The organism is Spirosoma horti (genome assembly GCF_054776595.1).
Genome location: NZ_BAAHBQ010000010.1, coordinates 23,769 through 48,202, shown reverse-complemented (window position 1 = coordinate 48,202; position 24,434 = coordinate 23,769). Strand labels below are relative to the sequence as shown.

Annotated in this window: 19 protein-coding genes; 8 read left to right on the top strand and 11 right to left on the bottom strand. The window is 45.3% G+C overall.

The genetic code is table 11. The annotated features are described in order from the left end of the window. Positions 1 to 30: 30 nt before the first annotated feature. From ACYVAM_RS27155 to ACYVAM_RS27120, 8 genes are all read right to left on the bottom strand, one after another. Positions 31 to 549 (bottom strand): hypothetical protein, encoded by a 519-nt coding sequence (locus ACYVAM_RS27155; RefSeq protein WP_018619831.1) that lies wholly within the window; start codon positions 547 to 549, stop codon positions 31 to 33. A gap of 75 nt (positions 550 to 624) precedes the next feature. Then, positions 625 to 1,563 carry a molybdate ABC transporter substrate-binding protein gene (locus tag ACYVAM_RS27150; protein ID WP_018619832.1) on the bottom strand — a complete coding sequence of 313 codons (939 nt, stop codon included), beginning with the start codon at positions 1,561 to 1,563 and terminating at the stop codon, positions 625 to 627. A 45-nt stretch (positions 1,564 to 1,608) separates the two neighbouring features. Beyond that, on the bottom strand, positions 1,609 to 2,073 hold the full coding sequence (locus tag ACYVAM_RS27145) for a DsrE family protein (protein WP_026260770.1): 465 nt from the start codon (positions 2,071 to 2,073) through the stop codon (positions 1,609 to 1,611). Positions 2,074 to 2,099: 26 nt separating this feature from the next. Then, on the bottom strand, positions 2,100 to 3,230 hold the full coding sequence (locus ACYVAM_RS27140; RefSeq protein ID WP_100991975.1) for a c-type cytochrome: 1,131 nt from the start codon (positions 3,228 to 3,230) through the stop codon (positions 2,100 to 2,102). Positions 3,231 to 3,250: 20 nt separating this feature from the next. Beyond that, positions 3,251 to 3,613, bottom strand: a complete 363-nt coding sequence (locus ACYVAM_RS27135; protein WP_018619835.1) for a sulfite exporter TauE/SafE family protein — start codon at positions 3,611 to 3,613, stop codon at positions 3,251 to 3,253. A gap of 56 nt (positions 3,614 to 3,669) precedes the next feature. Next, positions 3,670 to 4,242 (bottom strand): DUF308 domain-containing protein, encoded by a 573-nt coding sequence (locus tag ACYVAM_RS27130; RefSeq protein ID WP_018619836.1) that lies wholly within the window; start codon positions 4,240 to 4,242, stop codon positions 3,670 to 3,672. Positions 4,243 to 4,316: 74 nt separating this feature from the next. Next, entirely contained in the window at positions 4,317 to 6,188 is a 1,872-nt protein-coding gene (locus tag ACYVAM_RS27125; protein ID WP_018619837.1) for a cytochrome c oxidase subunit I, read from the bottom strand. An 81-nt stretch (positions 6,189 to 6,269) separates the two neighbouring features. After that, positions 6,270 to 7,145: a helix-turn-helix transcriptional regulator gene (locus ACYVAM_RS27120; protein WP_100991974.1), complete on the bottom strand. Its 876-nt coding sequence runs from the start codon at positions 7,143 to 7,145 to the stop codon at positions 6,270 to 6,272. Between the two features lie 212 nt (positions 7,146 to 7,357). On the opposite strand from ACYVAM_RS27120, the gene ACYVAM_RS27115 reads away from it, so the two are divergent. Next, positions 7,358 to 8,110, top strand: a complete 753-nt coding sequence (locus ACYVAM_RS27115; protein ID WP_018619839.1) for a substrate-binding domain-containing protein — start codon at positions 7,358 to 7,360, stop codon at positions 8,108 to 8,110. Between the two features lie 26 nt (positions 8,111 to 8,136). On the opposite strand, the gene ACYVAM_RS27110 is transcribed toward ACYVAM_RS27115, so the two are convergent. Beyond that, complete coding sequence (locus tag ACYVAM_RS27110; protein WP_100991973.1) at positions 8,137 to 8,769, bottom strand: class I SAM-dependent methyltransferase; 633 nt, start codon at positions 8,767 to 8,769, stop codon at positions 8,137 to 8,139. 379 nt (positions 8,770 to 9,148) lie between these two features. Between ACYVAM_RS27110 and ACYVAM_RS27105 the strand changes: the two genes are divergently transcribed. Beyond that, positions 9,149 to 9,943, top strand: a complete 795-nt coding sequence (locus ACYVAM_RS27105) for a helix-turn-helix domain-containing protein (protein ID WP_461073010.1) — start codon at positions 9,149 to 9,151, stop codon at positions 9,941 to 9,943. Between the two features lie 336 nt (positions 9,944 to 10,279). On the opposite strand, the gene ACYVAM_RS27100 is transcribed toward ACYVAM_RS27105, so the two are convergent. Then, positions 10,280 to 11,932 carry a UvrD-helicase domain-containing protein gene (locus ACYVAM_RS27100; RefSeq protein WP_461073008.1) on the bottom strand — a complete coding sequence of 551 codons (1,653 nt, stop codon included), beginning with the start codon at positions 11,930 to 11,932 and terminating at the stop codon, positions 10,280 to 10,282. 17 nt (positions 11,933 to 11,949) lie between these two features. Beyond that, positions 11,950 to 13,935 carry an ATP-dependent nuclease gene (locus ACYVAM_RS27095; RefSeq protein ID WP_461073006.1) on the bottom strand — a complete coding sequence of 662 codons (1,986 nt, stop codon included), beginning with the start codon at positions 13,933 to 13,935 and terminating at the stop codon, positions 11,950 to 11,952. Between the two features lie 830 nt (positions 13,936 to 14,765). On the opposite strand from ACYVAM_RS27095, the gene ACYVAM_RS27090 reads away from it, so the two are divergent. The 6 genes from ACYVAM_RS27090 (at position 14,766) to ACYVAM_RS27065 (ending at position 23,872) form a co-directional block, all read left to right on the top strand. Next, positions 14,766 to 17,837, top strand: coding sequence for an Eco57I restriction-modification methylase domain-containing protein (locus ACYVAM_RS27090; protein ID WP_461073004.1), 3,072 nt, complete (start codon positions 14,766 to 14,768; stop codon positions 17,835 to 17,837). A gap of 2 nt (positions 17,838 to 17,839) precedes the next feature. Next, positions 17,840 to 19,489 carry an Eco57I restriction-modification methylase domain-containing protein gene (locus ACYVAM_RS27085; protein WP_461073002.1) on the top strand — a complete coding sequence of 550 codons (1,650 nt, stop codon included), beginning with the start codon at positions 17,840 to 17,842 and terminating at the stop codon, positions 19,487 to 19,489. A gap of 298 nt (positions 19,490 to 19,787) precedes the next feature. Continuing rightward, the gene (locus tag ACYVAM_RS27080) at positions 19,788 to 21,314 is read left to right on the top strand and encodes an ATP-binding protein (protein ID WP_461073000.1); all 1,527 of its coding nucleotides are present in this window, start codon (positions 19,788 to 19,790) and stop codon (positions 21,312 to 21,314) included. Positions 21,315 to 21,350: 36 nt separating this feature from the next. Then, positions 21,351 to 22,103 (top strand): sensor histidine kinase, encoded by a 753-nt coding sequence (locus ACYVAM_RS27075; protein WP_461072998.1) that lies wholly within the window; start codon positions 21,351 to 21,353, stop codon positions 22,101 to 22,103. Next, a complete protein-coding gene (locus ACYVAM_RS27070; RefSeq protein ID WP_461072996.1) occupies positions 22,093 to 23,172 on the top strand; it encodes a hypothetical protein in 1,080 nt (359 codons plus the stop codon). Before ACYVAM_RS27075 ends, ACYVAM_RS27070 begins: the two co-directional genes overlap by 11 nt. After that, entirely contained in the window at positions 23,165 to 23,872 is a 708-nt protein-coding gene (locus ACYVAM_RS27065) for a hypothetical protein (RefSeq protein ID WP_461072994.1), read from the top strand. Before ACYVAM_RS27070 ends, ACYVAM_RS27065 begins: the two co-directional genes overlap by 8 nt. The last annotated feature ends 562 nt before the right edge of the window (positions 23,873 to 24,434 follow it).

The following is a 24,434-nucleotide window of genomic DNA, read 5'->3' as shown; positions in this document are numbered from 1 at the left end:
GGGCAGGTGCCGTCTCGTTGCGGTATCGGGCTAACTACCAACCGGCGAAATGAGCTCCTTCGGGCGCTGTTGTTTTTCGTAGAGGATACCCAGGACGGCCCCGAAAAGCCAGTTAGCCACCGCAAAGTAGGCTATACCGGATGGGGGGAGTACGCGCCAGCCGATTACTCCCTGGCCGAGTGCGGGTAAGACCAGCAGGCCGTTGATGAGCCAGGGGAGCAACGAAAACAAACTGCCCTTTACCAGCCCGCTACCGGGCAGCCGGGCGTGTAGGACCGCGACGAAGAGCCACACCATACCAAAACCGGTCGCGTAGTGAAACGCCAGCCAGAACGGAAGCGTAGCCGGGCCGGGTAATCCGGCCTTCGCCCAGGCGTAAGTGATGCCCAGCCCATTGGCTATCGGTCCGGCGTAGCGACTACCGAGCCGGAGCAAACCGCCACTTTCCGCCACAATACCCAGGGGTTGCGCCAGTTTCAGGGCCAGTGTATTGACCGTAATCGCTACAGTTCCGGCCAGTAGTCCCGCTCTTAGTGGTGTTGGGGTCATGTTTGGATGATAAGTCGACTTGGTGAACGGATGATGGGTGGCAGGCAGGTAAATTAGGCCGGGTTGAAGGCCCGGTCAGGGGGCAATGGGCGGTTGAAAGCCATATTTTTTGTAGATGGCCTGCGCGGTTGGCCCGGTCAGGAAGGTCATAAAGTCGGTGGCAGCCTGGGGATGCGGGGCCGTTTTGACTGCGCCCCCCTGGTATTCGGCCACCACGTTTTCAATATCGGGAATGGCAATCAGCTCGACGGGGTTCTTCAGCTTCTGCTGATAAAACGCTTCGGTAAACCAGACTGGCCCCGCGTCCGACTCGTCGTAGAGCACCCGCATGGGTGTTTGGCGATGGTGAATCTGGGTCAGAAATGTGCTGTGGTCGGCTACTTTCGTTTGCATGATGGCCGATTTGAGCGCGTCGCCCCCGGCCTTTATGTAGGCCTCCTCGATGCGTCCGCCGATGCCTTCCCAGGCGGGGTTAGGCATGCTTATCCTCACGTCGGCCCGACTCAGGTCTTTCAGTCCGGTGATCTTTTTGGGATTGCCTTTTCGCACCATAATCGCCAATTTATTCCGGGCGTAGGTCTGAATGCTCACCAGCCGGTCGCGGTTTTCCTGCACCCGCTTTTTGCCGCCCAGGTACACATCGGGCTGGTGGTCGATCCGCATATTGCCGATGACGATCGAGCCGGTGGCCATCTGTTTGGCCAGAATACCCGGCGGCAGCGTCTCCACAAAGATCCGGGTGTAGGTGGGATAGTCTTTTTTGAAAGCGGCCAGCAGATCGTCCAGTACCATAAACTGATTGCCGCCCATAAACACCACCAACTGCGGGTTGACGATGTCGCCGTAGAGGTCGGGCACATTATCGACGCCCGGTACGGTGAAGGATACCCCACCGGTGGGGGGCGTATTCCAGGGTGGGTCGAAACGGTTCGGAGTAGGGGCTGGCTGCGCCTGACTGTCGGTAAGGAGGCTGGCCATGAGCACTATCGTAGCGAGAATTGGGTTGATTTTCATGAGCGAATATGGATGAAATTCCGGTGGAAAGTCTTGTTGATTGGATTATGGGTGAATGATCGTCCAGCCTTCCTGCCCCCGGATAATCAACTCGCCATTGCCGCTCGGCACGTAGGACAGGAACGGAAACAGTTCGTCTTTGCTGATTTTACGCTCGCGCATGGTATTCTCGCACATGGACAGGGTTACGCCCCGGTCCTGGAGTTTTTTGACCATCTCCTCATAACCGCTGTCTTTTCTGAACGCGGCTACGCCGGGGCCGTGAACGACCAGTTCGAGGTCGAGTTTACCCTTGAGCCGGGGATCGTCGAGGGCGTTCTGGATGTTGCGGAGGGTGCCTTTAATTTTATCGGGTTCTTCGCTGTCGAGCTGGTAGGCCGCTTTATAATGGGCTTTGGTGGCTTCAGCTCCATGGAAAACTGACGGGTCTTTGGTCTGCGCCAGGGCGGGTACGGTTGCGCCCAGCAGGGCGGTGACAAACAGCATAGTGATTGTTTTGAGCGTTTTCATACGAACTGGGTTGAGATTGAATTTAGTCATTTTGCTTGCGGGTCAGCCGCTTTCTTTGCGTCGGCAATGGGTTGATATGGCCCGAATTTGTGCTGTTTTTCGCTGAATGCGTCTGCATAGGGCGCAAAGGGGAAATCGACGGGTTTGGCTTCGATCTTCGGCCAGTCTCTGTGTTGATCTTTGTGGGGCCGGGGCATCGAGTTGACAAAGGCCGCCAGGTCCCAGGCTTCAGCATCGGTCAGCATCGGGCTTTCGTAACTGGCTCCAAACGGCATGTTGTTTTTAACGTATCCCGCAAAACTGGATAGCCGGAACAGGCCCGCTCCGTCGTTGTAACTGTGCGGCCCCCACAGGGGTGGGTAGGTGTACTGCGCGTCACCCGCCACCTTAATGCCTTCCCCTTTCGCCCCGTGGCAACTCTGGCATTTGGCCGCATACAGCAACTTACCTTTGGTCGGATCGGCTGCGCGGTCCAGAAAATCCAGTTTCGCCAGGCCCGCCCCTTTTGGCTTATCGCCTTTGGGAACACCCGTGCCGAGCCATTTCATGTAGGCTACCATCGCTTTCATTTCACGGCTGCTGCTGTCGGGTCCTTTGCCGCTCAAGCTCCGCTCGAAACAGTCCGTGATGCGTTTCACCACCGTCTCGATACCCCCCGACCGTTCCCGAAATTTGGGATAGGTCGAAAAAACGGCCGCGTAGTTGTTGCCCATGATTTTGGTGCCCGCATCCAAGTGGCAGTTCTGGCAGTTCATGCCGTTAGACAGGTGTAACACCGATCCGTTCGGGCCGAGGTATTTGGCGGTGTGGGCCACTAATTCCCGCCCGTAGCGGATCTCTTTGCCAGCCGCCCCGGCGGGCAACTGGGCATCGCCGGGCGGGTGCCAGTAGTTGGGTTTGGGCTGCCCGTCGGGTTGCGATGAAACAACCGGAGTTACGGAGGCCGTCTGCACCGCCGGGCCAGTGGTCCAGGCAACCGATTGGGCCGGCGCGGTCGTGTCGCCGAGTCCGACCATAACGACAACGATCAGCAGGCCGACGATAGCCACAGCGATCAGGCCAATCAGCGCGTTGAGCCAAGTAATCAGTTGCCAAACCGGCGCATCGGCCGATGAGTCAGTTTGGCGGGGTGCGGGCAGATCAGGTTGCGTTTCCATTTTTATCGTTGTGCGTTTACTTATTTCGTGAACCACAGTTTTATGGCAATACCAACCAGCAGGACCGCAAAACCTTTGGTCATTAGCTTGACGGGTATCATGGTGGCGAGTTTGGCTCCGAAAAAGCCGCCGATCAGAAATCCGGCGGCAATCCAGACGGCGGCCCAAATGTCGATAGCCCCCTCTTTGTAGTAGGCAAACGCGGCCAGCAGCCCCACCGGGGGAATCAAGGTGGCCAGGGCCGTTCCCTGCGCCGTTGTCTGCGAGAAGCCGAAGAGCAGCACCAGGGCCGGTACGATGATGATACCCCCGCCGATGCCAATCAGCCCGCTCAGGGCACCGGCCAGCAGACCAAGCAGGAGTAATAGCAGGACATGAGTCATGGTAATTCAGGGGATAAATGACGAATAAGCACCAAACAGATTTACGGATGGTCCGGTTAGCGGAGACTGGCTTTTTGTAACCGATCGGTCAGCAGACCCTGTAAGCCACCCAGCACCAGCAGAAACAGTCCTACGAAACCCAGGGACGTTTGCAGCCCGTCGGGACGCATCACTAAGGAGAAGGCAAAGCCACCGGCTACCAGCACGCAGATGGCATGAATGATCTCGACGCCGTAATCTTCTTTCTCGTCGGAACGGGTGCCCAGGAAGTAGAAAATGGCTTCGATGGCTTGCAAAAAAGCGTAAACGATGCCCCACAGCCCCAGAATATTGACTATCATCGCCAGTGGCTGACCAGCTTCGACCAGCAGGGCAACCCCGAAGATACTGTCCCGAATACCGGAAATGATAAACCAGCTATCGACCTGTTCGTGGCGTTTCCGGCGGAAGCCCAGAATCATCGTGCAAACCCCGGCGGCCAGCAGCAGGCCACCTAGCAGCAGGGCGTGGAGTAACGATGCCGTTGTTGGATGAATCAGCAGGACCAGGCCCATTCCGGCATAAAAGCCACCATGAAGGCCCATCAGCCACCAGGGCTGGGTTGCGGTTTTAATCGTGTTCGTTTTCATGAGTATAAGGGGTTTAGCCCGTTTTGTTGTTTCAAAGGTCAGGCCTTTTCAGAACCTCCGCCAATCACCAATAGTTATGGTCGATCCCCGATGGACGAGGGAGTACCCACCAACACCCCCTCGCTCGTTTCGATCCGTACCTGTTCCTGCTCGTGGGGCAGATTCGATTCGGGCGTGGCCGCCAGGGGTACCGTCTGCGGAATAAAATCATCGATAGCACCGGGTTTACTGTAGTCGTAGGGCCAGCGGTAGACCAGCGGCAGCTCACCCGGCCAGTTGCCGTGGAGCGGTACAATGGGCGTGGTCCATTCCAGGGTGTTCGATTTCCAGGGATTTTGCGGAGCGTACTTCCCCCGGAACATACTCCAGAAAAAGTTGAACAGGAAAATAAACTGCGCCCCAAACGTCACGAAAGCCGCGACGCTGATAAACTGATTCAGGTCGGTAAACGAATGGGTAAAATCGTAGGTGCTGAACGAATAATACCGGCGCGGAAACCCGGCGATACCGAGGTAGTGCATGGGGAAGAAAACTAGGTAGACACCCACGAATGTCAGCCAGAAATGCACGGCTCCCCAGGTGGCGTTCATCAGCCGGCCAAACATCTTGGGGTACCAGTGATAAATGCCGGCCATTGTACCAAAGAACGAGGCCGACCCCATAATGAGGTGAAAGTGGGCCACCACAAAATACGTGTCATGCAGTTGAATATCGAGTACGCTGTTGCCCAGAACGATGCCCGTGACGCCCCCGGTAAACAGAAACGAGACCACCCCGATGGCAAACAGCATGGCCGGACTGAAGATGATGTTACCCCGCCACAGCGTGGTGATGTAATTGAAGCCCTTGATGGCCGAGGGGACGGCAATAATCAGCGTCAGCAGCATGAAAATCGACCCCAGAAACGGGTTCATACCCGACACGAACATGTGGTGTGCCCAAACGACGAATGATAAAAAGACGATGGCAGCCATCGAGATGATCATAGCCAGGTAGCCAAAAATGGGCTTGCGCGACATGGTGGCAATCACTTCGGAGGTGATGCCCAGCGCGGGCAGAAAAATAATGTATACTTCTGGATGGCCCAGAAACCAGAACAGGTGCTGATAAAGAATAGCGGCTCCACCCGTTTCGGGCAATGCCTGACCGCCGATGTATATCTCGCTCAGGAAAAAACTGGTCCCCAGCGAATGATCGAAAAACAACAGCAAAAACGCCGAGAGCAGCACCGGAAAGGCAATGGTAGCAATGATGGCCGTGAAGAGAAAGGCCCAGACCGTTAGCGGGAGCCGTAGCATCGACATGCCCCGTGTGCGGTAGTTGATCACCGTAGCGATGTAGTTGATACCCCCCAGCAGAGTAGAAATCACAAACAGGGCAAACGCCAGCAAATAGAACGTCATGCCCAGGCCTGACCCGCCAGCCGCCTGGGGTAAGGCACTCAGGGGCGGATACACGACCCAGCCCCCTTCGGGCGGGCCGGTGGCGATAAAAAAGACCGAGAGCATCACCGCACTGGCCGCGAAGAAAAACCAGTACGACAGCATGTTGATAAAGCCCGATGCCATGTCCCGCGCCCCTATCTGGAGCGGAATGAGCAGGTTGCTGAAGGTACCGCTCAACCCCGCCGTCAGCACAAAAAACATCATGATCGCCCCGTGCATGGTGACCAGCCCAAGGTAACTGTCGGGCGTGAGCTGGCCCGTTTCGCTCACATAGTGGCCCAGCAACGGGCGCAGCCAGCCCAGTCTGGCAGCCGGGAAGCCCAGTTGCAGCCGAATCAGCATCGACGCCCCCCCACCAATCACCGCCCAGGCCATGCCCGTCAGCAGGTATTGTTTGGAGATGACTTTGTGGTCGGTACTAAAAATGTAGCGGGTCCAGAACGACTGTGGCTCGTCGTGGAGGTCGATGTCAGTGGCAGGGATTGGCGCTTCGGTAATCATAACAGTGTTGATGAGTAGGGCCAAAGCTACCGGCTTCGGGCGGTCTGATAAAGAGACAAAAGAACAGTTACACAGGACAATTCAATGATTATCAGGCGGTAACTCGCGGCGCTGCTGGGGCGTTTGCCCATTGTTTTTACGATAAAAGCGCGAGAAGTAAGCCGTATCGGTAAAACCCAGCGTGTAGCTGATGGCCTTGATCGTCAAGTCGGTATGCAGCAACAATCGGTCGGCTTCGGCCAGCAGACGGTCTCGGATGAGCTGGCTGGCTGTTTTGTCCAGTTGCTGCCGACAGCAACTGTTGAGGTAATTGGGCGTGACGCGCAACTGATCGGCGTAAGCCTGGCAGCTTCGCTGGTTGGCAAACTGTGCATCGAGTAACTCCTCGAACCGACGCACCAGCCCGCTGCTGTTGTGGGCAGGTACATAAGCCACCTCTTCGTAAAGCTGAAAGGCGTTTTCGAGCATCAGGTGCAGCAGCGAGGCAAACACCTCGGCCTGCCGGGGCCGGGGGTGCGTAAACTCCCGGTACGCCCAGTCGAACAGGGTAGGCAGCATGGGGGCGTCGGGCCGGAGCGACAGCAGCGCCGTGGGCCGGTCGGGCCGGAAAAACGGGTAGTCGAACAACCGTTTGGGAAAACGGGCCTGAAAATAGGCCCCATCGAAAAAGAGCAGCACCCCCTGGGCATCATTGCTCAGGCTCCAGCCGTGTACCTGCCCCGGTGCCAGAAAATACAATTGCGGGGGCGTAACGGTGTATGTTTGGGCATCGATAGTATGCGTACCCGACCCGGCCCAGACGTACATCACCAGGTAGAACGCATGGGCGTGGGGCTGGTCGATACCCCGCATCTGCCGGATTAGATCGGCGATTTGAATCATGTAAAACCCACGCTGATCCGTGGCATCACTGGGGTAATCGGCAATAGTATAGGTGGTTAATGGCTTGCGTTTCATGGTCGTGTCAGTCGCCTGGCTGGATAAGTATGTCCAGACGACCGGCTCAAAAGTAGGGAGCCATCGACCGGTGCGCCAATCATAACTGGTGCGGGGGCATTCCGAAAAATGATAGCCAGGTGGGAGCGGATTGCGTCACCTTTGTGGCCTGCTCGGCGTGTGTCGGAAAGCCCGATCAGGTTCCATTCACTTCCGGTTTTATCAACACACGTATGACCAACTTCCGGCACTGGCCGATTCTCGCTATGTTATTTACGCCCGGATTACTCGCGGCTCAGACCCCAACCGACACCCTGCATGTGTATGGTCCCGGTGGTCCGTTTGGCCCCCTGAATGAATGTGCTGCCCTATTTGGGCAGCAGACGGGCCACCCCGTTAAGGTGGTTGCTGGTCCTGATGTGGTCTGGCTGGCCGACGCGCAGCAACGTGCCGACCTGTTTTTTGGCGGTTCGGAATATATGCTCACCCAGTTTACGGCCGCGCACCCCGATCTGGTCGATGCCGCGAGTCGCACGGAACTGTACCGCCGGGCGGCCGCCATCCTGGTGCGGCCCGGCAATCCGAAGCAGATCAAAACCCTGCGCGACCTGACCAAACCGGGCATTACCATCCTCGACGTGAACGGGGCCGGGCAACTAGGGTTATGGGAAGACCTGGCCGGTCGGCAAAACCTGATTGGCGGCATTCAGGCCAACATCGGGCAGTCGTTCGCCAATTCGGCGCTGGGCATTGCCGCCTGGAAACAGGACAGCCGCTACGATGCCTGGATCACGTATGCGTCGTGGCATAACCGGCTGACGACCGAAACGGCGGTGGTGTCGTTGCCCCCATCGGAAGTCGTTTTTCGGGGTACGCCGATTGCCTTGAGCAAAACGACCCGGCAGGCCGATACAGCCCGGCAGTTCGTCCAGTTTCTGCAATCTGACAAAGGCCACGCGGTCTTCAAAAAATGGGGCTGGGACTGATGGCTAAGTGCTTCTGTCAGTAACGTCTACGCCGACCGCTGGCCGAAGGAACAGAACGTAAACGGCTGAAGCGTACCGAACGGCGTTGGGTGCTCGACCCGCTGGCAATATCGCTTGTTGAAAAACTGCCCCAGCGTAGCGGTTAACTGGGTTTCGGAATACTGCTGAACAGGTAAGCCGCTGCATCGTCCCGGCCCGTCTTCGGCAAACGTACCCACCACCAGCCGCCCCGTTGCGGCCAGGTTATCCCGAATCAGCGTCAGGTAGTCAGTTATTTCAGACTGGCTGGTCAGGAAGTGAAACGCGGCCCGGTCGTGCCAGAAATCAAAGGGCGTGTCCGGTCGAAACCGGGTCGCATCGGCCACCACCCAGGTGACCCGGTTGGCCTGTGCACCAAGCCGCCGCCGGGCTCGGTCGAGCGCAGCCGCCGAAATATCCAGCACCGTAACTTGCTCGAAACCCCGCTCCAGCAGACAGTCGACCAATCGGCTATCGCCCCCGCCCACGTCGATGATTCGGGCGGATTGGGGTAGCTTGGCTTCATCTATGAAACGCAGCGATTCGGCAGGCACCGGCTCGTACCAGCTAACCTGATCGGTTTCTTTGGTTTGATACACAGTATTCCAGTGCTCCTGACGGTGATGGGGGTTAGGCTCCATGGGAATTGATAGTAAGTGATTTTGGTCGTAAAGTAATCACATTACGGATGACCTGTCTGTGACAATACACACAGACCGACCTTTTTCTGAACTGTGGCACGGTAGGAGGGAAGGGGCTGGAAACGGTCCTTTTTGCGTTCAATAAAACCGTTCACTTTAATAGTTCAGCGTTTTTGTTACTTAGGTTGTTTTTCTGAACGGTTTTTTGAATAATATAAGCATAATATTCTTGAACGGTATCGTTCATCACATTCAACTCATTTAGATAAACATTAAGCAATTCACATGTCGAAATTTCGACAAAAACTATGTAGATTATTTCGACAAATACTAGATATATAGGCGCTAAATGAGTAAATTTGATTAAACTAATGAACGCATGTATCTATCTGAAAATCTATCGTTTCTGCGTGCTCATTACAAATTAACACAGGGGGATGTAGCCCAGAATATCGGTATTGGACGTACAACACTAACTGGTTATGAAAAAGGCGATTATTCGCCAACTGTTGATGTAGCTACAGCTTTAGCCAAGCTCTATAAAGTGTCTGTAGAGGCTTTATTATTTCGGCCAATCTTTTCCATGACACCAAAGCAGTTAGACAGATTCCTTAATAATCCTGATCCTAACCTAAGTGGTCAGCATCTTCAAGTCAGGGAGATCGTCACTACTGTCGGTACTGATAGTAAAGAAAATATAGAGTTAGTGCCCTTAAAAGCAGCAATGGGGTATTGCAATGGTGGCTACCAAGATGAAGAATTTATTGGTTCATTGAAAACGTTTCGACTACCTCTGCCTAATATCTCCCAAAATCGCAAGTATCGATTATTTCCTACGACGGGTGAATCGATGCTACCTATTCCATCAGGGGCTTTAGTATTAGGGGAATATGTCGACGATTTCTACTCGATCAAAGACGGGACTGGTTGTATCATAGTCAGCCATGATGGAATTGTCGTCAAAAAAGTTAAGAATGAACTGGCAACGAAAGATCAACTTATCCTTTACTCCTTAAATCCTGCCTTTGCCCCATTCACACTAAATTCGGTTAGTATTTTAGAAATCTGGAAATTTAAGCTGTATATGAACTTTGATTTCCCTGATGGAGAGCCAAGCCTAAGTACTTTGTTAGGAGAGATTCGTAACATTCAAAAACTGGTTGCAAACAGTTAACTTCTTTACTTAGATTCAAATATGTTAAGCTATGTGTTGCGATTTGTGAATGTGATGCTTTGTCTTTCATAATATACTACTGAATGAAAGATGTTTATTTAGTACTGTACTGATTAGTTTTTCTAAATGTTTAGGTAGTGGCTTAACTGTGTTGATTAGTTAGCGTAACCATTGAATACATACGCCACAAAATATTGATTGCAGCCTACTTACGCTCTAACGCTACCTACACTTTTGTCTGGGATTAACACCTATCAACACTATTCAGCCAATACCAATGTTTACATTATTCAGTATGACTGAAGTGCACTCGTTGATAAGTAGGTTGAATTTTTTCTAAGCTAGCTTGGGAAGTTTATTAATAGGTATGACATTGGATGGTCCAAACCAGCCATTTAAGTTGGCTAGTGTTGATGAATCCAGAGAGGCTAAATTAAGTAGTGTCAAGCGATCTTTAGCTCTTGAACAGCATACATAAAGTAAATTCAATGTTCGCTGGTAACGCGCGCTTCCTTTATCCTTTCCCGCAAAAACGTCAGAAAATTTATACATATTCCAAGCTCCATCATCAATGATTACCAAGACGTTAGTGAATTCAGCGCCTTTCACTCCATGTTTTGTAGCAAAGGGCGTGAGTTCTTCAACAAATTGATTAAATACTACCACCTCTTCATAAGGTGTAGCCATCAAATTATGAAAAAAGTTTTTTCTGCGCTGAATCCTATCATCAGACGGCTCTCCTTTGATTTCCTCCTCAAACTCACTCATAGTTCCCGGTTTACCCAAGAGCTTACTATCAAATATATACTGTAAGACTTCGCCAATTGTTCCTTCTGTACGTAACCGGTTTAGCTCATCCATTTTAGCTTTTAGATGAACTTTATCTGCGTGACGGGAAAGCGGCCACCCGCGCATACTCAGTAATTGAATAAACTCTGCGTATCGTTTTGTGGCATACTGTTCAACCAGAGCCTCAACAGTGTTACAAAGAAATTTAATGTACCGCTCTTCCTTTTCGAACAAACGATCTCGAAACGCCGAATACTGATCATAAACATACAATAGGTTATTGTACCCTTGCTGGGCAGCAATGCCTTTGTGAGTTAGCATTAATATTTTTGTCTCCTTGAAATTCCATCCTTTTTGGCTTTCCAACCAGTTCTGAGTAGCTAAGTAATTTGTTGCTAGCCTTAAGTCATCTGGTTGGCAATAGATAAAAGTAGCTTCACCGGGAAGATTTCTACCAGCAGGCTGTTGAAGTAAAGCTGGGCGGATTTTGCCAAGTAGTTGAATAACAGCCTGTGAACAACGATAGTTATCAGTTTTGGTAATGGTTACTAATGCTTCGTCTTGAATTTCACCCACGCCTTTATTGTAAATTTTCTGCATAGCGTCACCAAAAAAGCCGATAATAAATCGATCTTCATTACCTACCAGAAGGTGTTTTAGAAGCAAAGTAACTGTTTGAGGTTCGGTATCTTGATATTCGTCGACAAATAAATACGGAAACTTATCAGCTACAATCCGGGCGATTTTTGGGTATTTAACAAATAATGAAGTAGCTAGGGATAGGACCTGATCATGACTGATTTCACCCTCCTCCAACCGACGTCCATATTGACTATATTCAATATTTTTTTTGCTAAGCTTATCAGCTAAACCTTCTATTTTTTTTTTGGCCGTCTCATTACCTTCTATAATTAACTTTTTTAGCTCCGATTGATAGTTTTTACAGACAAGCCAAAGAAATTCATGAATAGTCAAAACAACTACAAGAGGATGGTTGTCAATTCGACTTGTAATTTCATGCTTAGCCACATTCGTATAGGTAATACAGACTACTTGCTGGCCAGTCCTCTCCAACTGGCTGCCTTTCTCTTGGGTGATATATTTAAGCGTCTCAACTAAAGTCCATGTTTTTCCCGATCCTGCTCCTGCCTCCAAAAGAAAGCTCTTCCATTGCTCAATGCAATCGATAATTTGCGCCAAACTAGGCGGTATATAGTCTAATCGTTGGCTAACCACGTTAATCCTTCTTTTATATAGGTCGGAACTTCCCAATTTGTAAGCATCATTATGTCAAAGGCAAATGCGGTTTTACTGTCAATTTCCTGAGCGATTTCATAGGCTTGTTGACGAATATTTGCTTCAGTTAGTTGGCCTAAAAGTTTAGGTAGTACTTGACCACCCATGGAACCAGAAAGTACATGAGCATTTCTGACCAAAAAGGCGTCCTCAAAGCTCCTTGCGCACTCATTTGTTGCTTCTTCCACTACTTGATAAGCCACTCTTATTTTTCCACTCGTTTTATCCGATTCAGTGCAAGTCTGTAGATCAGCCAGTAATTCTTTTTGAGGAAGCCACGATCTTAGGACTGCATTCGACGTTTTGTGTCCTAGACTAACTTTGCAGGCCTTACGATTAGCTGCGCATATGGAATCGAGGTCCGTAATAATCAAGGTTTTTACATTAAGAAAACACAGCAAATCTTTGAACAAATGTGCGTAGGCTCCCCCAACTTCGATGATTGAAACATACTTTGTCAATAGGCTAGGCTGCACCTTGTTAATCATTAAGGGTAGCAGTAGCCGTTCTACTGTACCTTCAATCATAATAATTTTGTCCGCGAAAAACATGTCACATCGATTCAGGGCCATGTACTGCTTCAAAAAGCGCATTCCATCCGGGTCTTTCTGATCTTCATGGATACGGAACTCGGATAGATTTTTGATAATCAGTTGATGAGCAGTATTGTCGAAGTAGCGAATATTATCAAAACCACTCTCAGCAATGATGTGCGAAGAGTGAGTGGTAATGACCACCTGTACATGCCAGTTGGATTTCGCTCGGATGAATTCTTTGATATTTTTAATAAAGATGTACTGCATCTGAGGATGCAAGTGGGCTTCAGGTTCTTCAACAAACAAAATCTGAAAGGCAGGCCTAGGTTTCCGCTTATCATATTCTTCGTAAAAGCTGATAAATTGCAATATAATATAAATTAAATTACTGTATCCCAGTCCATTATATGATTCGGGCAGTAGATTTTCAGCACTACCCCCATGCTGATAAAAAAGATGTGTATTCCCCTTTAAAATTTTGTCAGCCTCGAAGATTGACAGAATGGCTAATTTCTGTAGATTGATACCTTGTTCCACCCCAAACTGCGCTAGATCGGTAAACAATGACTTAAATAGCGATTCGTACTTCCCATTCAAGTCAACCGATACTGTTTGTAGTGATTCTTCAATTCGCTTTATATCCGCTTCTTTAACATCCTTGTTTAGTTTATAAAAGCTTTCAAATCCTTTAGAAAGTTTTTTATAATTATCGGAATATTGGTCATCAAGTTGACGTTGGGCGTAAATAAAACCACTCAAAAAAACTGCATTTAAATCGGAAAACTTCTCTATTTCAATAGAGTAATCCTGATTTTGGCTGTCAATCGCCCAAACTCTTGTTGAATAGAATTCACCGTAATTTTTTTTGATAAAGCCAACAATAGAGTGATTAAAATTTGTTTTGTGTCTGTCAAATGTCGAAAAAAGTTTCTCCGGCTCTCCAACACTATACTGGAAACTGACAAGTGCATCGCGCCGATCAGGGTCTAAATCCATAATGAAGGTTGACAAGGCCGTTAAGTCATCCTCTTCTTGGTACTCAATGTGTAGATCGAGCCTTATGGCTGGAAGAGCCGCTTTATATTCAGCCTCCTTTCGGATCTGCTCTTCTTCTGCCTCCTGATCTTGTTTCGATAAAAGGTAAATTTGGTAGAGATCGTAGGCTTCCTGGTATTTTGGATGACTACCGATGGAGAAATCTTCAAACTTAAAATGAGATCCTTTATTTTCTAAGAATTTGCAGAATACTTCAGTAAGTGAAGTTTTTCCTGAGTTATTACGACCAACTACCAACGTTGTTTGATCATGTAGACGAATCGTGACATCTTGTAACAAACGGAAGTTTTTTACCTGAACTTTGGCAATTTTCATTGAAAAGGTGGATAAAAGTAAAATTTTGCTAATCGATATAAGGCGATAAGTGGTTAGTCTTAATTAATAGATAAAATGGGCTTAATTCAGCTCAACAGAGTAGCATATGATTAAAAAAGGAAACATGGTTTCTGTATTTGTTTGCTAACAATGCTATATATCCAAGTCCGGTCGACCGTCTAGTTTAACATATATGAAAGAATCAATCATAGTACTCATACTTACAAAAGCGATGAATTATAATTATTCCCCGGCATGAGGTGGTAAACCTTTGTAGCGACTAATATATACAGATTCGACTTGTGCCGAAAAGGACTCGATTCGCAGAGGCGATTTAGGATCTGGTATGGTTGGATTAATCTTCCCTGTTAAAAGCACTTGAGGAATTAGGTGGTGAACGGGTTAGTTTGCCTCCGTTATCTTGCCAAGCCTGCCCGAAAGGTAATAAAGCAGCTGATGATACCTGTAAGGCTGGCATGGATTGTAGTGAACTCATGGAATTAACTCTATATCAATCGTTTGCTACTCTTAAGCTGTAAAATCCGTGATAAACGAGTCAGTAAACTACTTGATTGACAGATTTTGCATCAGCCACTTCAAGTCTAATTTTAGAACTCCGGTCCATTTTCGGCCCGTTAATGTACTATCCTTTTTAATCATCTGCTTTATTAAGTAAATAATTACGCTATATCCTCAAGAATGGAAATCAGGTTATCAAATGATTAGATATACTAGAAATGTCCAATGATTTAATCGGATTTATTAAAATGGCAGTCAAATCACAGTATTCAGTAACTTTAATGCCAAGTACTTGACTCTTTCCATACGATATGCCATTAAGCAAGGAGGATACCTTCTCCCAAGTTGAAGCGTTAACGCAAGCCTTTTCCCATCAATACACATATTATCGAACCGCAGCTTATAGTGAGGCTCAGCTAAGAATTGACTACTTAAACCCGCTCTTAAAGGCTTTCGGTTGGGACGTCGATAATACAGAAGGCAAATCGGCCTTTCTGCGAGATGTTTTACAGGAAGAATCTATTGCCGTAGAAGAGAACGACACCGACGGCAGTTCAGTGATTACCAAAAAAAATCCTGACTACACCTTACGCGTTGCCGGTGCACAAAAGTTATTTGTTGAAGCCAAGAAAGTATCCGTTGACGTTGAAGGCAACCCTAAACCTGCTTTTCAAACCCGTCGCTACGGCTGGAGTGCGGGATTGCTAGTTTCTATTCTGACTAATTTTGATAAGCTCATTTTGTATGACTGCCGATTCAAGCCAATGGCTGCTGATCCAGCTTCAAACGCTCGTATAAGAATTTTTTCTTATCAAGACCTTGTTGATAAGTTTGATGAAATTTATGAGTTGCTGTCGTTTGAGTCGGTAGCTTCAGGTCAACTCGAAGCTACCTATTCTGTAACGCCTAAACTGGCTCAACCCTTTGATTCCTACTTTTTAGGACAGATCGAACATTGGCGTAGTTTACTGGCCAACGACATCCTGGCCCGCCATGACTTGGATGAGATTACGATTAACTACTTAGTGCAACGACTGCTGAACCGGATCGTGTTTCTACGAATCTGCGAAGATCGAACAATAGAGAAATACGCTACCCTTCAACAGATTACTAGTTATGACGAATTAAAAGCCGTGTTTCTGCGGGCAGATAAGCGCTATAATGCTGGCTTATTTGATTTCATTGACGATGAGCTTTCCCTAAAGGTTTCGATCAATACGGCCACCCTGGTAGACATTTTCAACGAGCTTTATTATCCACAAAGTCCTTACGATTTCTCCGTTGTTGATCCGGCTATTCTTAGTCAGATCTATGAACACTATTTGGGCAACCGGATTTCGGTAAGCGATACGGGGTCTGTTGCCATTGTTGCTGAAGCTGAAATTGCAGCATCTGATGGCGTAGTGCCGACACCTAAAGCAATAGTCGAGAAGATTGTTCAGGAAACGCTCAATCCCTTATTAGTTGGTAAAACCATCGCTGATATAATCCAGCTACGAATTGCGGATATCTGTTGCGGCTCCGGGATATTTTTGCTGGCCATTTATGATCAACTGCTGATCTATGTAACTAGTCGGTTAGGAGTAGAAAGTTTGCCAGACGAATGGATTATAAAAACAACAACTAACGACGAGCGCATCAGTATCTGGGGTAAACAACAAATACTGCTGAATTGCCTTTATGGCTTAGATATTAACCCCTACGCAGTTGAAGTGGCTAAATTTAGTCTGTATCTGAAACTGCTTGAAGGTGAGACGGCGGCTACAACGAACGATTTTGTTAGTCACTATAAAAATGGCGTTTTGCCTTCCCTTTCCGATACGATCAAATGTGGTAATGCTTTAGTTGACAACTCAATAGTCAAGATCATTCCGTCTATTTTGCATGATGACCAGTTACTTTATCGCATAAAGCCCTTCGACTGGTTCACGGAGTTCCCTTTTCTTTCTGAAACTGGTGGATTCGATGCCATTGTTGGAAACCCGCCTTACATCCGAATTCAAAATATGGCTCGCTATGCAGCCGAAGAATTGGTCTTCTATCAATCAAAAACGTCTGGCTATGAGGGTACGGGGCACGAAAGCTTTGATAAATATTATTTGTTCATCCAGCGAGCATTACGTCTTCTTAATCCCGAGGGGTGGCTAGGTTATATCGTGCCGAATAAATTCTTTACCCTAACCGGTGGACAGGTACTTAGAGAGTTTATCATAACCAATAGTTATGTCCATAAACTAATTCATTTTGGCGTAACGCAGATTTTCCCAGGCCGATCTACGTATACGGCTATTCTGTTGCTCAGTCGTCAAAAAGCGAAAGAATTCACGCTAGTCAAAATGGCTAACCTAGCCCTTGAATTGTGGAAAGAGCCCTTAACCGCTACCTATCCACGTGAACAGCTTGGCGCTGATCCTTGGATATTCATTTCTCCACAAACCGAAGCTATTTTTTCAAAGATTCGATCCGGCCAGATTAGGCCACTAAGGCAAATTGTCGATATTCCGGTAGGCTTGCAGACAAGTGCTGATCCCATTTACATCATTGAGCCCTATTATGAGGATAGTGACTACTATTACTTTAAAAAATTGAAGACCGAGTGGAAGGTTGAGAAGGGCTTATGTCGACCCTGTCTTTATAAATCCTCGCTTCATCTATTTCAAACGGTTACACCCAATACCCAACTGCTATTTCCTTATACCATCAGCGCAGCTGGTGCTGAACTAATGAACGAGGCTATGATTCAAGCAACCTATCCATACGGTTGGGCTTACTTGGTGCATCACCGTCAACAGTTAGAAAAAAGAAGTATTAATGGTTCAAAAGAACCTAAGTGGTATCAGTATGGGCGGTCGCAGAGTCTCACCAAATTTCATCACGCGCCTAAGCTCATTTGGTCGGTCCTATCCTTACAGGCAGCTTATGCCTACGATGATCAGAATTCCCTTTTTACAGGTGGAGGGAACGGGCCATACTACGCCATTCTGCAGACATCTGATTACTCGCTTTACTATATTTTGGCTATCTTGAGCCATCCGATATGGGAGGCAATGATCAAAGCGGGTAGCAGTCCATTCCGGGGAGGATACTATTCGCATGGTCGTCAGTTCGTTGAGGGTTTACCGATCCATACAATTGACTTTGCTAACCCTAACGAGCGAGCGGTTCATGATGCCATAGTTACGGAAGCAAGGCAAATGATCGATACGCAAAGAACGTTTGATACATTAAAAAATCCGCTTCAACGCGAGATACTGAAACGTAAACTGGCGTTTATTCGGACAAGACTGATTCAGTTAGTCGACAATTTATACGGTATAGGGAATGCCGATAAACAAGTGGTAGCGAATGATGAATTACTGCATCGACGCGAAACAGATACTTAATTATGGGAGTAGCAATTGATGCTAAAGTAGACAGTGACAAGTTGAGAGGGGGTTATTACACCCCTAAACCGATTGCCGATTTTATTTGTCGGTGGGGTATTACCTCCCAAACAGATACCGTATTGGAACCCAGCTGCGGTGATGGTAACTTTCTAGAAGCTTCTATTGAACGATATGAAGCATTAGGGGTCGCTCGAAAAGATCTGCCCGGTCTAATTCAAGGGGTTGAATTGTCAGAAGTTGAAGCCGACAAAGCCCAGGAGCGGATCGGCCAGTATGGATTGAACGGAACAACGGTCATTAATTCCGATTTTTTTAGCTTCGTGCGTGACCATCGGGACAACCGTTATGATGTCGTTGTAGGCAATCCACCGTTTATTCGCTACCAAACGTTTCCCGAAGAGCATCGTAATCGAGCTATTACACTGATGGCCGAGGTGGGTTTAATTCCCAATAAACTAACTAATATTTGGGTTCCCTTTTTGGTCGTTTCAGCGAGTTTGCTGAAGGAAACAGGACGGCTGGGTATGGTTATTCCCGCTGAGTTATTCCAGGTGAAATATGCCGCTGATACGCGCGTGTTCCTGTCTAATTTCTTCGAGCGGATTACGATTGTGACGTTTCGTAAGTTAGTCTTCGACACAATCCAGCAGGAAGTTGTTTTGCTGCTTTGTGAGAAGAAAGTAACTGACCGGGGGGGTATTCGGGTTGTTGAGCTTGATGGATTGGCCGATTTGCAAGCCGTTGATCTAGAACGGTTACTCGATAAACCAGTAAAGCAAATTGAACATAATTCCGAAAAATGGACCAAGTACTTTCTTGATGAAGAGGAAATAGCACTGCTGAGACGGATCAAATCGGATGACCGGATTCAGACGTGCGGAACGTATATGGAAGTTGATGTAGGGGTTGTAACAGGCCGAAACGAGTTCTTCATGATGAACGAAGAGCAAGTAAATGCCTGGAAGGTCGAACCTTACTTACGCCCAGTCGTCAGCAAATCTCCTCATTTGAAAGGTATCACGTTCAAGCCAGATGATTTTGAGGATAATAAAAAGAGTGGCTACCCTGTTCACTTGTTCCTGCCCCCCAATCAACCCTTTGAAGAACTACCCCAGCCATGTCGGGAATACATCGTTTATGGGGAAGATAAACGATATAACACTGGTTATAAATGTCAGATACGTAAACGTTGGTACGTAACTCCATCACTCAAGATACCTGACGGATTTGCCCTGCGTCAAGTTAATGAGTTCCCAAAGCTGGCCATCAACGAAGCGGACGCCCTTTCAACTGATACTATACATCGGGTTAAATTCAAACTAGGCGTTAATAAAGGCCGGGCTGTACTTTCTTACCTTAATTCTCTAACCTTCGCTTTTTCGGAGATTTTAGGGCGTAGTTATGGTGGGGGGGTGTTGACGTTTGAACCAACAGAGGTGGAAGAATTGCCACTACCTCTTTTGACCAGTGACGTACTGAACCTTGATAAGATTGATCAACTGATGCGCCAAAAGCGGATTCATGAGGTGCTTGATATTGTTGATAAGGCCCTACTAATAGATCAACTTGGTTTCTCAATTCCAGAAGTTGACAAACTACGATCTATCTGGAAAAAGTTATCCAGTAGACGAATGGGCCGGAAACGATAATTAAAAAATATTGATCAATTTAAGGTTAGAAAAAGGTCTGTTTAAATGTAGCGTAGTAACGAAACGTAGAACTTACTCCAGATAAATTAGTGACTTGATACGAAAAAGACATTAATTATTGATTTGCTGTATTTAGCTTTTTCAGTATGAAATTTCCAAAATATAAATTTCACTTAAAGCCTACCAAATGGATAATCAATAAAAATATATATGCCACTTAATTAAATTGAAATATTCCCCCTCATGATAGCTGCATTGTTATCTACTTAAAATGCCATTTAGTTCACCTGAGTCAAATATGAATGAGGAAAGTATTCGAGAAGAGTTAGCCACTGTTCTAATCGAAGATGGAACTAACTATAGCAAAATATTACAGCTTTCAACAATGCTTTCACGCTTCGATACTGATAATATCAGATTTAGTGTGGATGCTGGGGTAATTGACAGATTAGGTACAGAACTAGTCGCGAGGCAGGAAACAGCAGTTTCAGAGCTAGTGAAAAACTCATATGATGCTGACGCTAAGAAAGTTACTCTAACATTTGAAAATTCAGATACAACTGGGGGAAAGCTTACAATTATTGATGACGGAGTTGGAATGACTAGAGATCAGTTGATCAATGGTTTTATGAGAATATCATCAACTGATAAAGTTCACAATCCACTTTCGGAGCGTTACAATCGTAACAGATCTGGACAAAAGGGGATAGGTAGATTTGCTGTACAACGCTTAGGAGAAAGGTTGACTATTATCACACAGACACTTTCATCATTAACTGCTTTACGTCTTACAATCAACTGGGAGCAATATAAAGGCGATACTGACCTAGCTATTATTAGTAACAAAATAGAAGTTGTTAAAAAAAATCAGCAGGAGGGTACAACGTTAATTATAGAAGCACTAAGAGACCGTTGGTCTCAAGCATCTATAAAGCGTGTATATCGCTATGTTTCAGCAATAATTCAACCATTTCCCCTTTCAAAAGAGAATGACAAAATAGCAAGCGTCACTTTAGGGCCTATCGATCCAGGATTTAAAACTTCATTTATAAAAATTGAGAACAGCCGTAAAATAACAATCGCAGACGAGACAAGTATGATTTACGATCATGCACTCAGCGTTATTGAAGGTAGAATTGACGACTCAGGTATTGGAATTTACAGTATTGCTAGTAAAAAACTAAATATTAATGAAATAGGTCAAATAGGTAGCGACCCAGAAGATAATACGCAGCCATTTAATTTACTAAGGAACGTCCACTTTCGCGCCTATTACTATGTTTACAATGCTGATTTAATTCCTAAAATGCAGGAGTCTTCGATAAAAAGTTTAGCTCAAAGAAATGGAGGTATTAGATTATATAGGAATGGTTTCAGAGTATTACCCTATGGTGAGGCCGGTAACGATTGGCTAAAGTTAGATGCTTCTATAAGACGAAGGTCAATATTACCAGTACATGGTAATAACAATTTTTTTGGACTCGTTGAATTAACGGATAAAGATAATATGTTCAATGAAACTTCTAGCAGAGAGGGGTTAATTGAAAACGAGGCTTTTGTGCAATTACAAAACTTTTTATACCGCACAATAATTACTGGTGTAATACGTACAGCAGAGGTACGCAATGTAAAAATTGCATCTGGTCAGCGTAAAGAGGGTAATTTATATGAAAAAATTGAAATTAGTATTAAAGATATAGCACACACAATTGAAGCATTAGATAAAGAGTTTGAGGAGGAGGAGACGAATATTGAAATCAGGAAAAAACGCAAAAATAGAATAAACAAACTTAAACAAGATATTCAAAAAGTTGCCTCTTTATAAAAAGAAGAACAGAAAGAATTTATAAAAGAGAAATCTATGCTACGTGTGTTGAGTAGTGTAGGATTAACTATTGGTCAATTCATCCATGAAGTAAGAGATTACATTTTAAATATGGAATCAGATATAAAATTTCTGGTAGAGAAACTTCAAGCAGATTATGTTTCTTTAGAAAGGCTATCAATATTAAACAGGAATATTGCTACATTTCAAACTTATACTTCCTACTTTGATAATGTTATCTCACAAAATGTTATTCGAGAACTGGTACCAATAGAATTGCAAAATACTGCTGAACGTTTTTGGGAATCAATTAGAAATGATGCACAAAAGAGCGGTATAATTTTTAATAAACCGGAGAGATCAGCAGTTTATTTGTTCACGCTTCCAATGCATCCATCAGAATGGTCGTCCATCCTTTTTAATTTTTACACAAATTCGAAAAAAGCTATTAGAAGAACCAAAATGCCTGGGTCAATAAAAATGGAATGTGGTTTCGATTTAAATCAAGTATATCTTGATTTTTCTGATACGGGCGATGGTATTCCTGAAGAAGACGAAGAAAGGATATTTGAAGAGTTCTTCACAACCACATCGACGGCTAACTTAGAAAATATCGTTTCAAGCAATGAAATAACTGGAACTGGGCTTGGTTTAAAAATAGTGAAAGATATTGTTACAAGTTATCGTGGTAATGTGGAAGTCGTCGCACCGAGACAGGGTTTCAATACTACCATTCGTGTAACAGTGCCAAAAGCATCAAATAAAGAATTAGATAAGTATGGCTTTTAAGATATTATATATTGAAGATCAAGCGACCGAAAGCCGGCAAAAAGATCTTGAAAACTTAGGTTTTGAGGTGATACCTTATGATCCGTCGCCTAATATGAAGGAAGTTTTATCACAAATTACACCGGACATAAGAGCCTTAATTTTGGATTATCGTTTGACAGAGGGTGAAAATCAAGCTCCATTTGATGCACCAACGATTGCCCAAACACTACGAACTAAGCATTCCCATGAATCAATTAGTAAGATCGAAATCCCAATAGTACTTATGTCAAATGAAAGTATTATCACGGACTATTACAACGACTTCACTAGCCAGGATTTGTTTGATTTTGTCTTAACAAAAACTGATTTTACTGACAATCAACAAAGATTTAAAGCAAAATTGATATCGTTCATAAATAGCTATAAAACAATTAAAGACTCTGGTTACAATATACGTATAATTCTAGGAATTGAGGCCAAAGATGAAAAACTAATCCACGCCAATATAGAACTTAAAGCCAAGCAATTTGACCACCGTGTTTTCGAATTTAGTCGATTAGTATTTGAGCAAATAATTCGTTCGATTGGTCCATTAATAGGTAAAGATATCTTATGTGCAAGATTAGGTGTTAGTAAAGATTCACCTGATTGGCTCAAGCTTGAATCGAGCTTGGAGAGTACAAAGTATACAGGTATATTATCAGATGTTTATCCAAGATGGTGGATGACAAAGTTAAGTGATTGGTGGTCTAATACCTTACAGCTTTCTGTACCTATTAGACGTTTAGATGCTGAGGAAAGAGTAGAACTATTGAAGACTAAGCTTAACTTAGATCTAATACCAATCACTAAGACAAAGTTCTCAAAAAGTTCAAATTTTTGGACAATTTGTAAATATACAAATGTAGCAATAGATCCGTTTGACGGCATCGAACTTTATAAAAAGGACTTTCTTCCATGGCAGGAAAAAGAATATTTATCAATAGATGCTACATTATTAAATATCGACAGGTTCAAAGATTATATTAGTGAGATTGACAGAAAAGCAATTAGGGAACTAGCACAAAAAATAAATGCAAATGGATAGTTGGGATCTAAGAATATTCAGAAATGATTTATCAATTTTTATTAGCAAAATTAATGCCCATGGAGTAACTGGTGATTTTTCCGAATTAAACAATATGCTAGAAGAGTTAAACAATAAGTCACTTGTAGAATATAGAATTCAAAACTTAACATTTTATATAAATGGCAGAATTGTAGGTACATTTCCAGATGACCTCAATTATTGTCAAATTTTTTTAGATAATATGTTGATGGTAAAAGATACATTAGCTGAAAATCTTGATCCATTACACGCTTATAGCTTGGACCTAAATGTTAGTGTATATAAAAGTTTAAGCTCAACAAAAAAAGCTTATACCAGCAGTTGGCATTTAGATAGGCACATTAACACAAGTAATGTTAGATATACGCATCCAACGTATCATTTTCAATTTGGTGGAAAAAAGTTGGAACTTATAGATCCAGAAATGTCGGTGTTATCATGCCCTAGAATTCCGCACCCTCCAATGGACGTTTTTCTTGCTACACACTTTATTTTATCGAATTTTTTCAACAATAAACAGTTTACTTTTGTAAATGATCTTTTGAACGATTTTGAATATCAGCAAATTATAAAAAGAGCACAAGAGAGATTATGGACACCTTACTTTAAAGGATATAATTTGAGCAATACACACTCTGATTTTACTATGCAAAAAATATTTCCTTTATACTTGAACTAGTGCGATTGAACAAAGTCCTCATCACCGCTTTGGATTGTCTGAATGACTCCGACATGATTATTAACATTAAGGCCGCCTTAGCCGAGGATGAACTTCGCAAGATTTCCGAGCACCACTACACCAAAAGAAAGCCCGTGGCTTTGCTTTACCTTAGGGAAACCAGAGAATTTTTGTAACGAGGGCCGTCGGAAAGGAATGGCCCTTGGCAAAGAATCGGCCCGCCTTCATCCCGCTAACCAGCAAGCTGCCGAATTGATCCGGCCCTACCAGCGTGATAGGCTACCGATGAGAGCGATTGTGGAACGACTCAATAAAACCGGTTTTCTAACTCGAACTGGGAAGCTATTTCAAGCTGAATCGGTACGTCGTTAATGAGTCAATCGATTGTAATGGAATGATAATGGTATAGGTTATTTAGCTAGTTATTGCTAATAAAATTAACTTCAAAGTCTGTAAAACGGTGAACGTATTTCACTATATATACTATTTATCTAATCTAAGGGTAACTCGCTTAAAGAGTCATTCGTAAAATGCGGTGACTCCTTTTCATTCCTTTCGCTAA

Bases quoted from the DNA above. Each gene is read 5' to 3' on its own strand.
- ACYVAM_RS27135 (WP_018619835.1), bottom strand. From the start codon at position 3,613: ATGACTCATGTCCTGCTATTACTCCTGCTTGGTCTGCTGGCCGGTGCC.
- ACYVAM_RS27070 (WP_461072996.1), top strand. From the start codon at position 22,093: ATGGCTTTTAAGATATTATATATTGAAGATCAAGCGACCGAAAGCCGG.
- ACYVAM_RS27115 (WP_018619839.1), top strand. From the start codon at position 7,358: ATGACCAACTTCCGGCACTGGCCGATTCTCGCTATGTTATTTACGCCC.
- ACYVAM_RS27075 (WP_461072998.1), top strand. From the start codon at position 21,351: ATGCTACGTGTGTTGAGTAGTGTAGGATTAACTATTGGTCAATTCATC.
- ACYVAM_RS27140 (WP_100991975.1), bottom strand. From the start codon at position 3,230: ATGGAAACGCAACCTGATCTGCCCGCACCCCGCCAAACTGACTCATCG.
- ACYVAM_RS27080 (WP_461073000.1), top strand. From the start codon at position 19,788: ATGAATGAGGAAAGTATTCGAGAAGAGTTAGCCACTGTTCTAATCGAA.
- ACYVAM_RS27130 (WP_018619836.1), bottom strand. From the start codon at position 4,242: ATGAAAACGAACACGATTAAAACCGCAACCCAGCCCTGGTGGCTGATG.
- ACYVAM_RS27105 (WP_461073010.1), top strand. From the start codon at position 9,149: ATGTATCTATCTGAAAATCTATCGTTTCTGCGTGCTCATTACAAATTA.
- ACYVAM_RS27145 (WP_026260770.1), bottom strand. From the start codon at position 2,073: ATGAAAACGCTCAAAACAATCACTATGCTGTTTGTCACCGCCCTGCTG.
- ACYVAM_RS27090 (WP_461073004.1), top strand. From the start codon at position 14,766: ATGCCATTAAGCAAGGAGGATACCTTCTCCCAAGTTGAAGCGTTAACG.
- ACYVAM_RS27095 (WP_461073006.1), bottom strand. From the start codon at position 13,935: ATGAAAATTGCCAAAGTTCAGGTAAAAAACTTCCGTTTGTTACAAGAT.
- ACYVAM_RS27085 (WP_461073002.1), top strand. From the start codon at position 17,840: ATGGGAGTAGCAATTGATGCTAAAGTAGACAGTGACAAGTTGAGAGGG.
- ACYVAM_RS27120 (WP_100991974.1), bottom strand. From the start codon at position 7,145: ATGAAACGCAAGCCATTAACCACCTATACTATTGCCGATTACCCCAGT.
- ACYVAM_RS27065 (WP_461072994.1), top strand. From the start codon at position 23,165: ATGGATAGTTGGGATCTAAGAATATTCAGAAATGATTTATCAATTTTT.
- ACYVAM_RS27155 (WP_018619831.1), bottom strand. From the start codon at position 549: ATGACCCCAACACCACTAAGAGCGGGACTACTGGCCGGAACTGTAGCG.
- ACYVAM_RS27110 (WP_100991973.1), bottom strand. From the start codon at position 8,769: ATGGAGCCTAACCCCCATCACCGTCAGGAGCACTGGAATACTGTGTAT.
- ACYVAM_RS27125 (WP_018619837.1), bottom strand. From the start codon at position 6,188: ATGATTACCGAAGCGCCAATCCCTGCCACTGACATCGACCTCCACGAC.
- ACYVAM_RS27150 (WP_018619832.1), bottom strand. From the start codon at position 1,563: ATGAAAATCAACCCAATTCTCGCTACGATAGTGCTCATGGCCAGCCTC.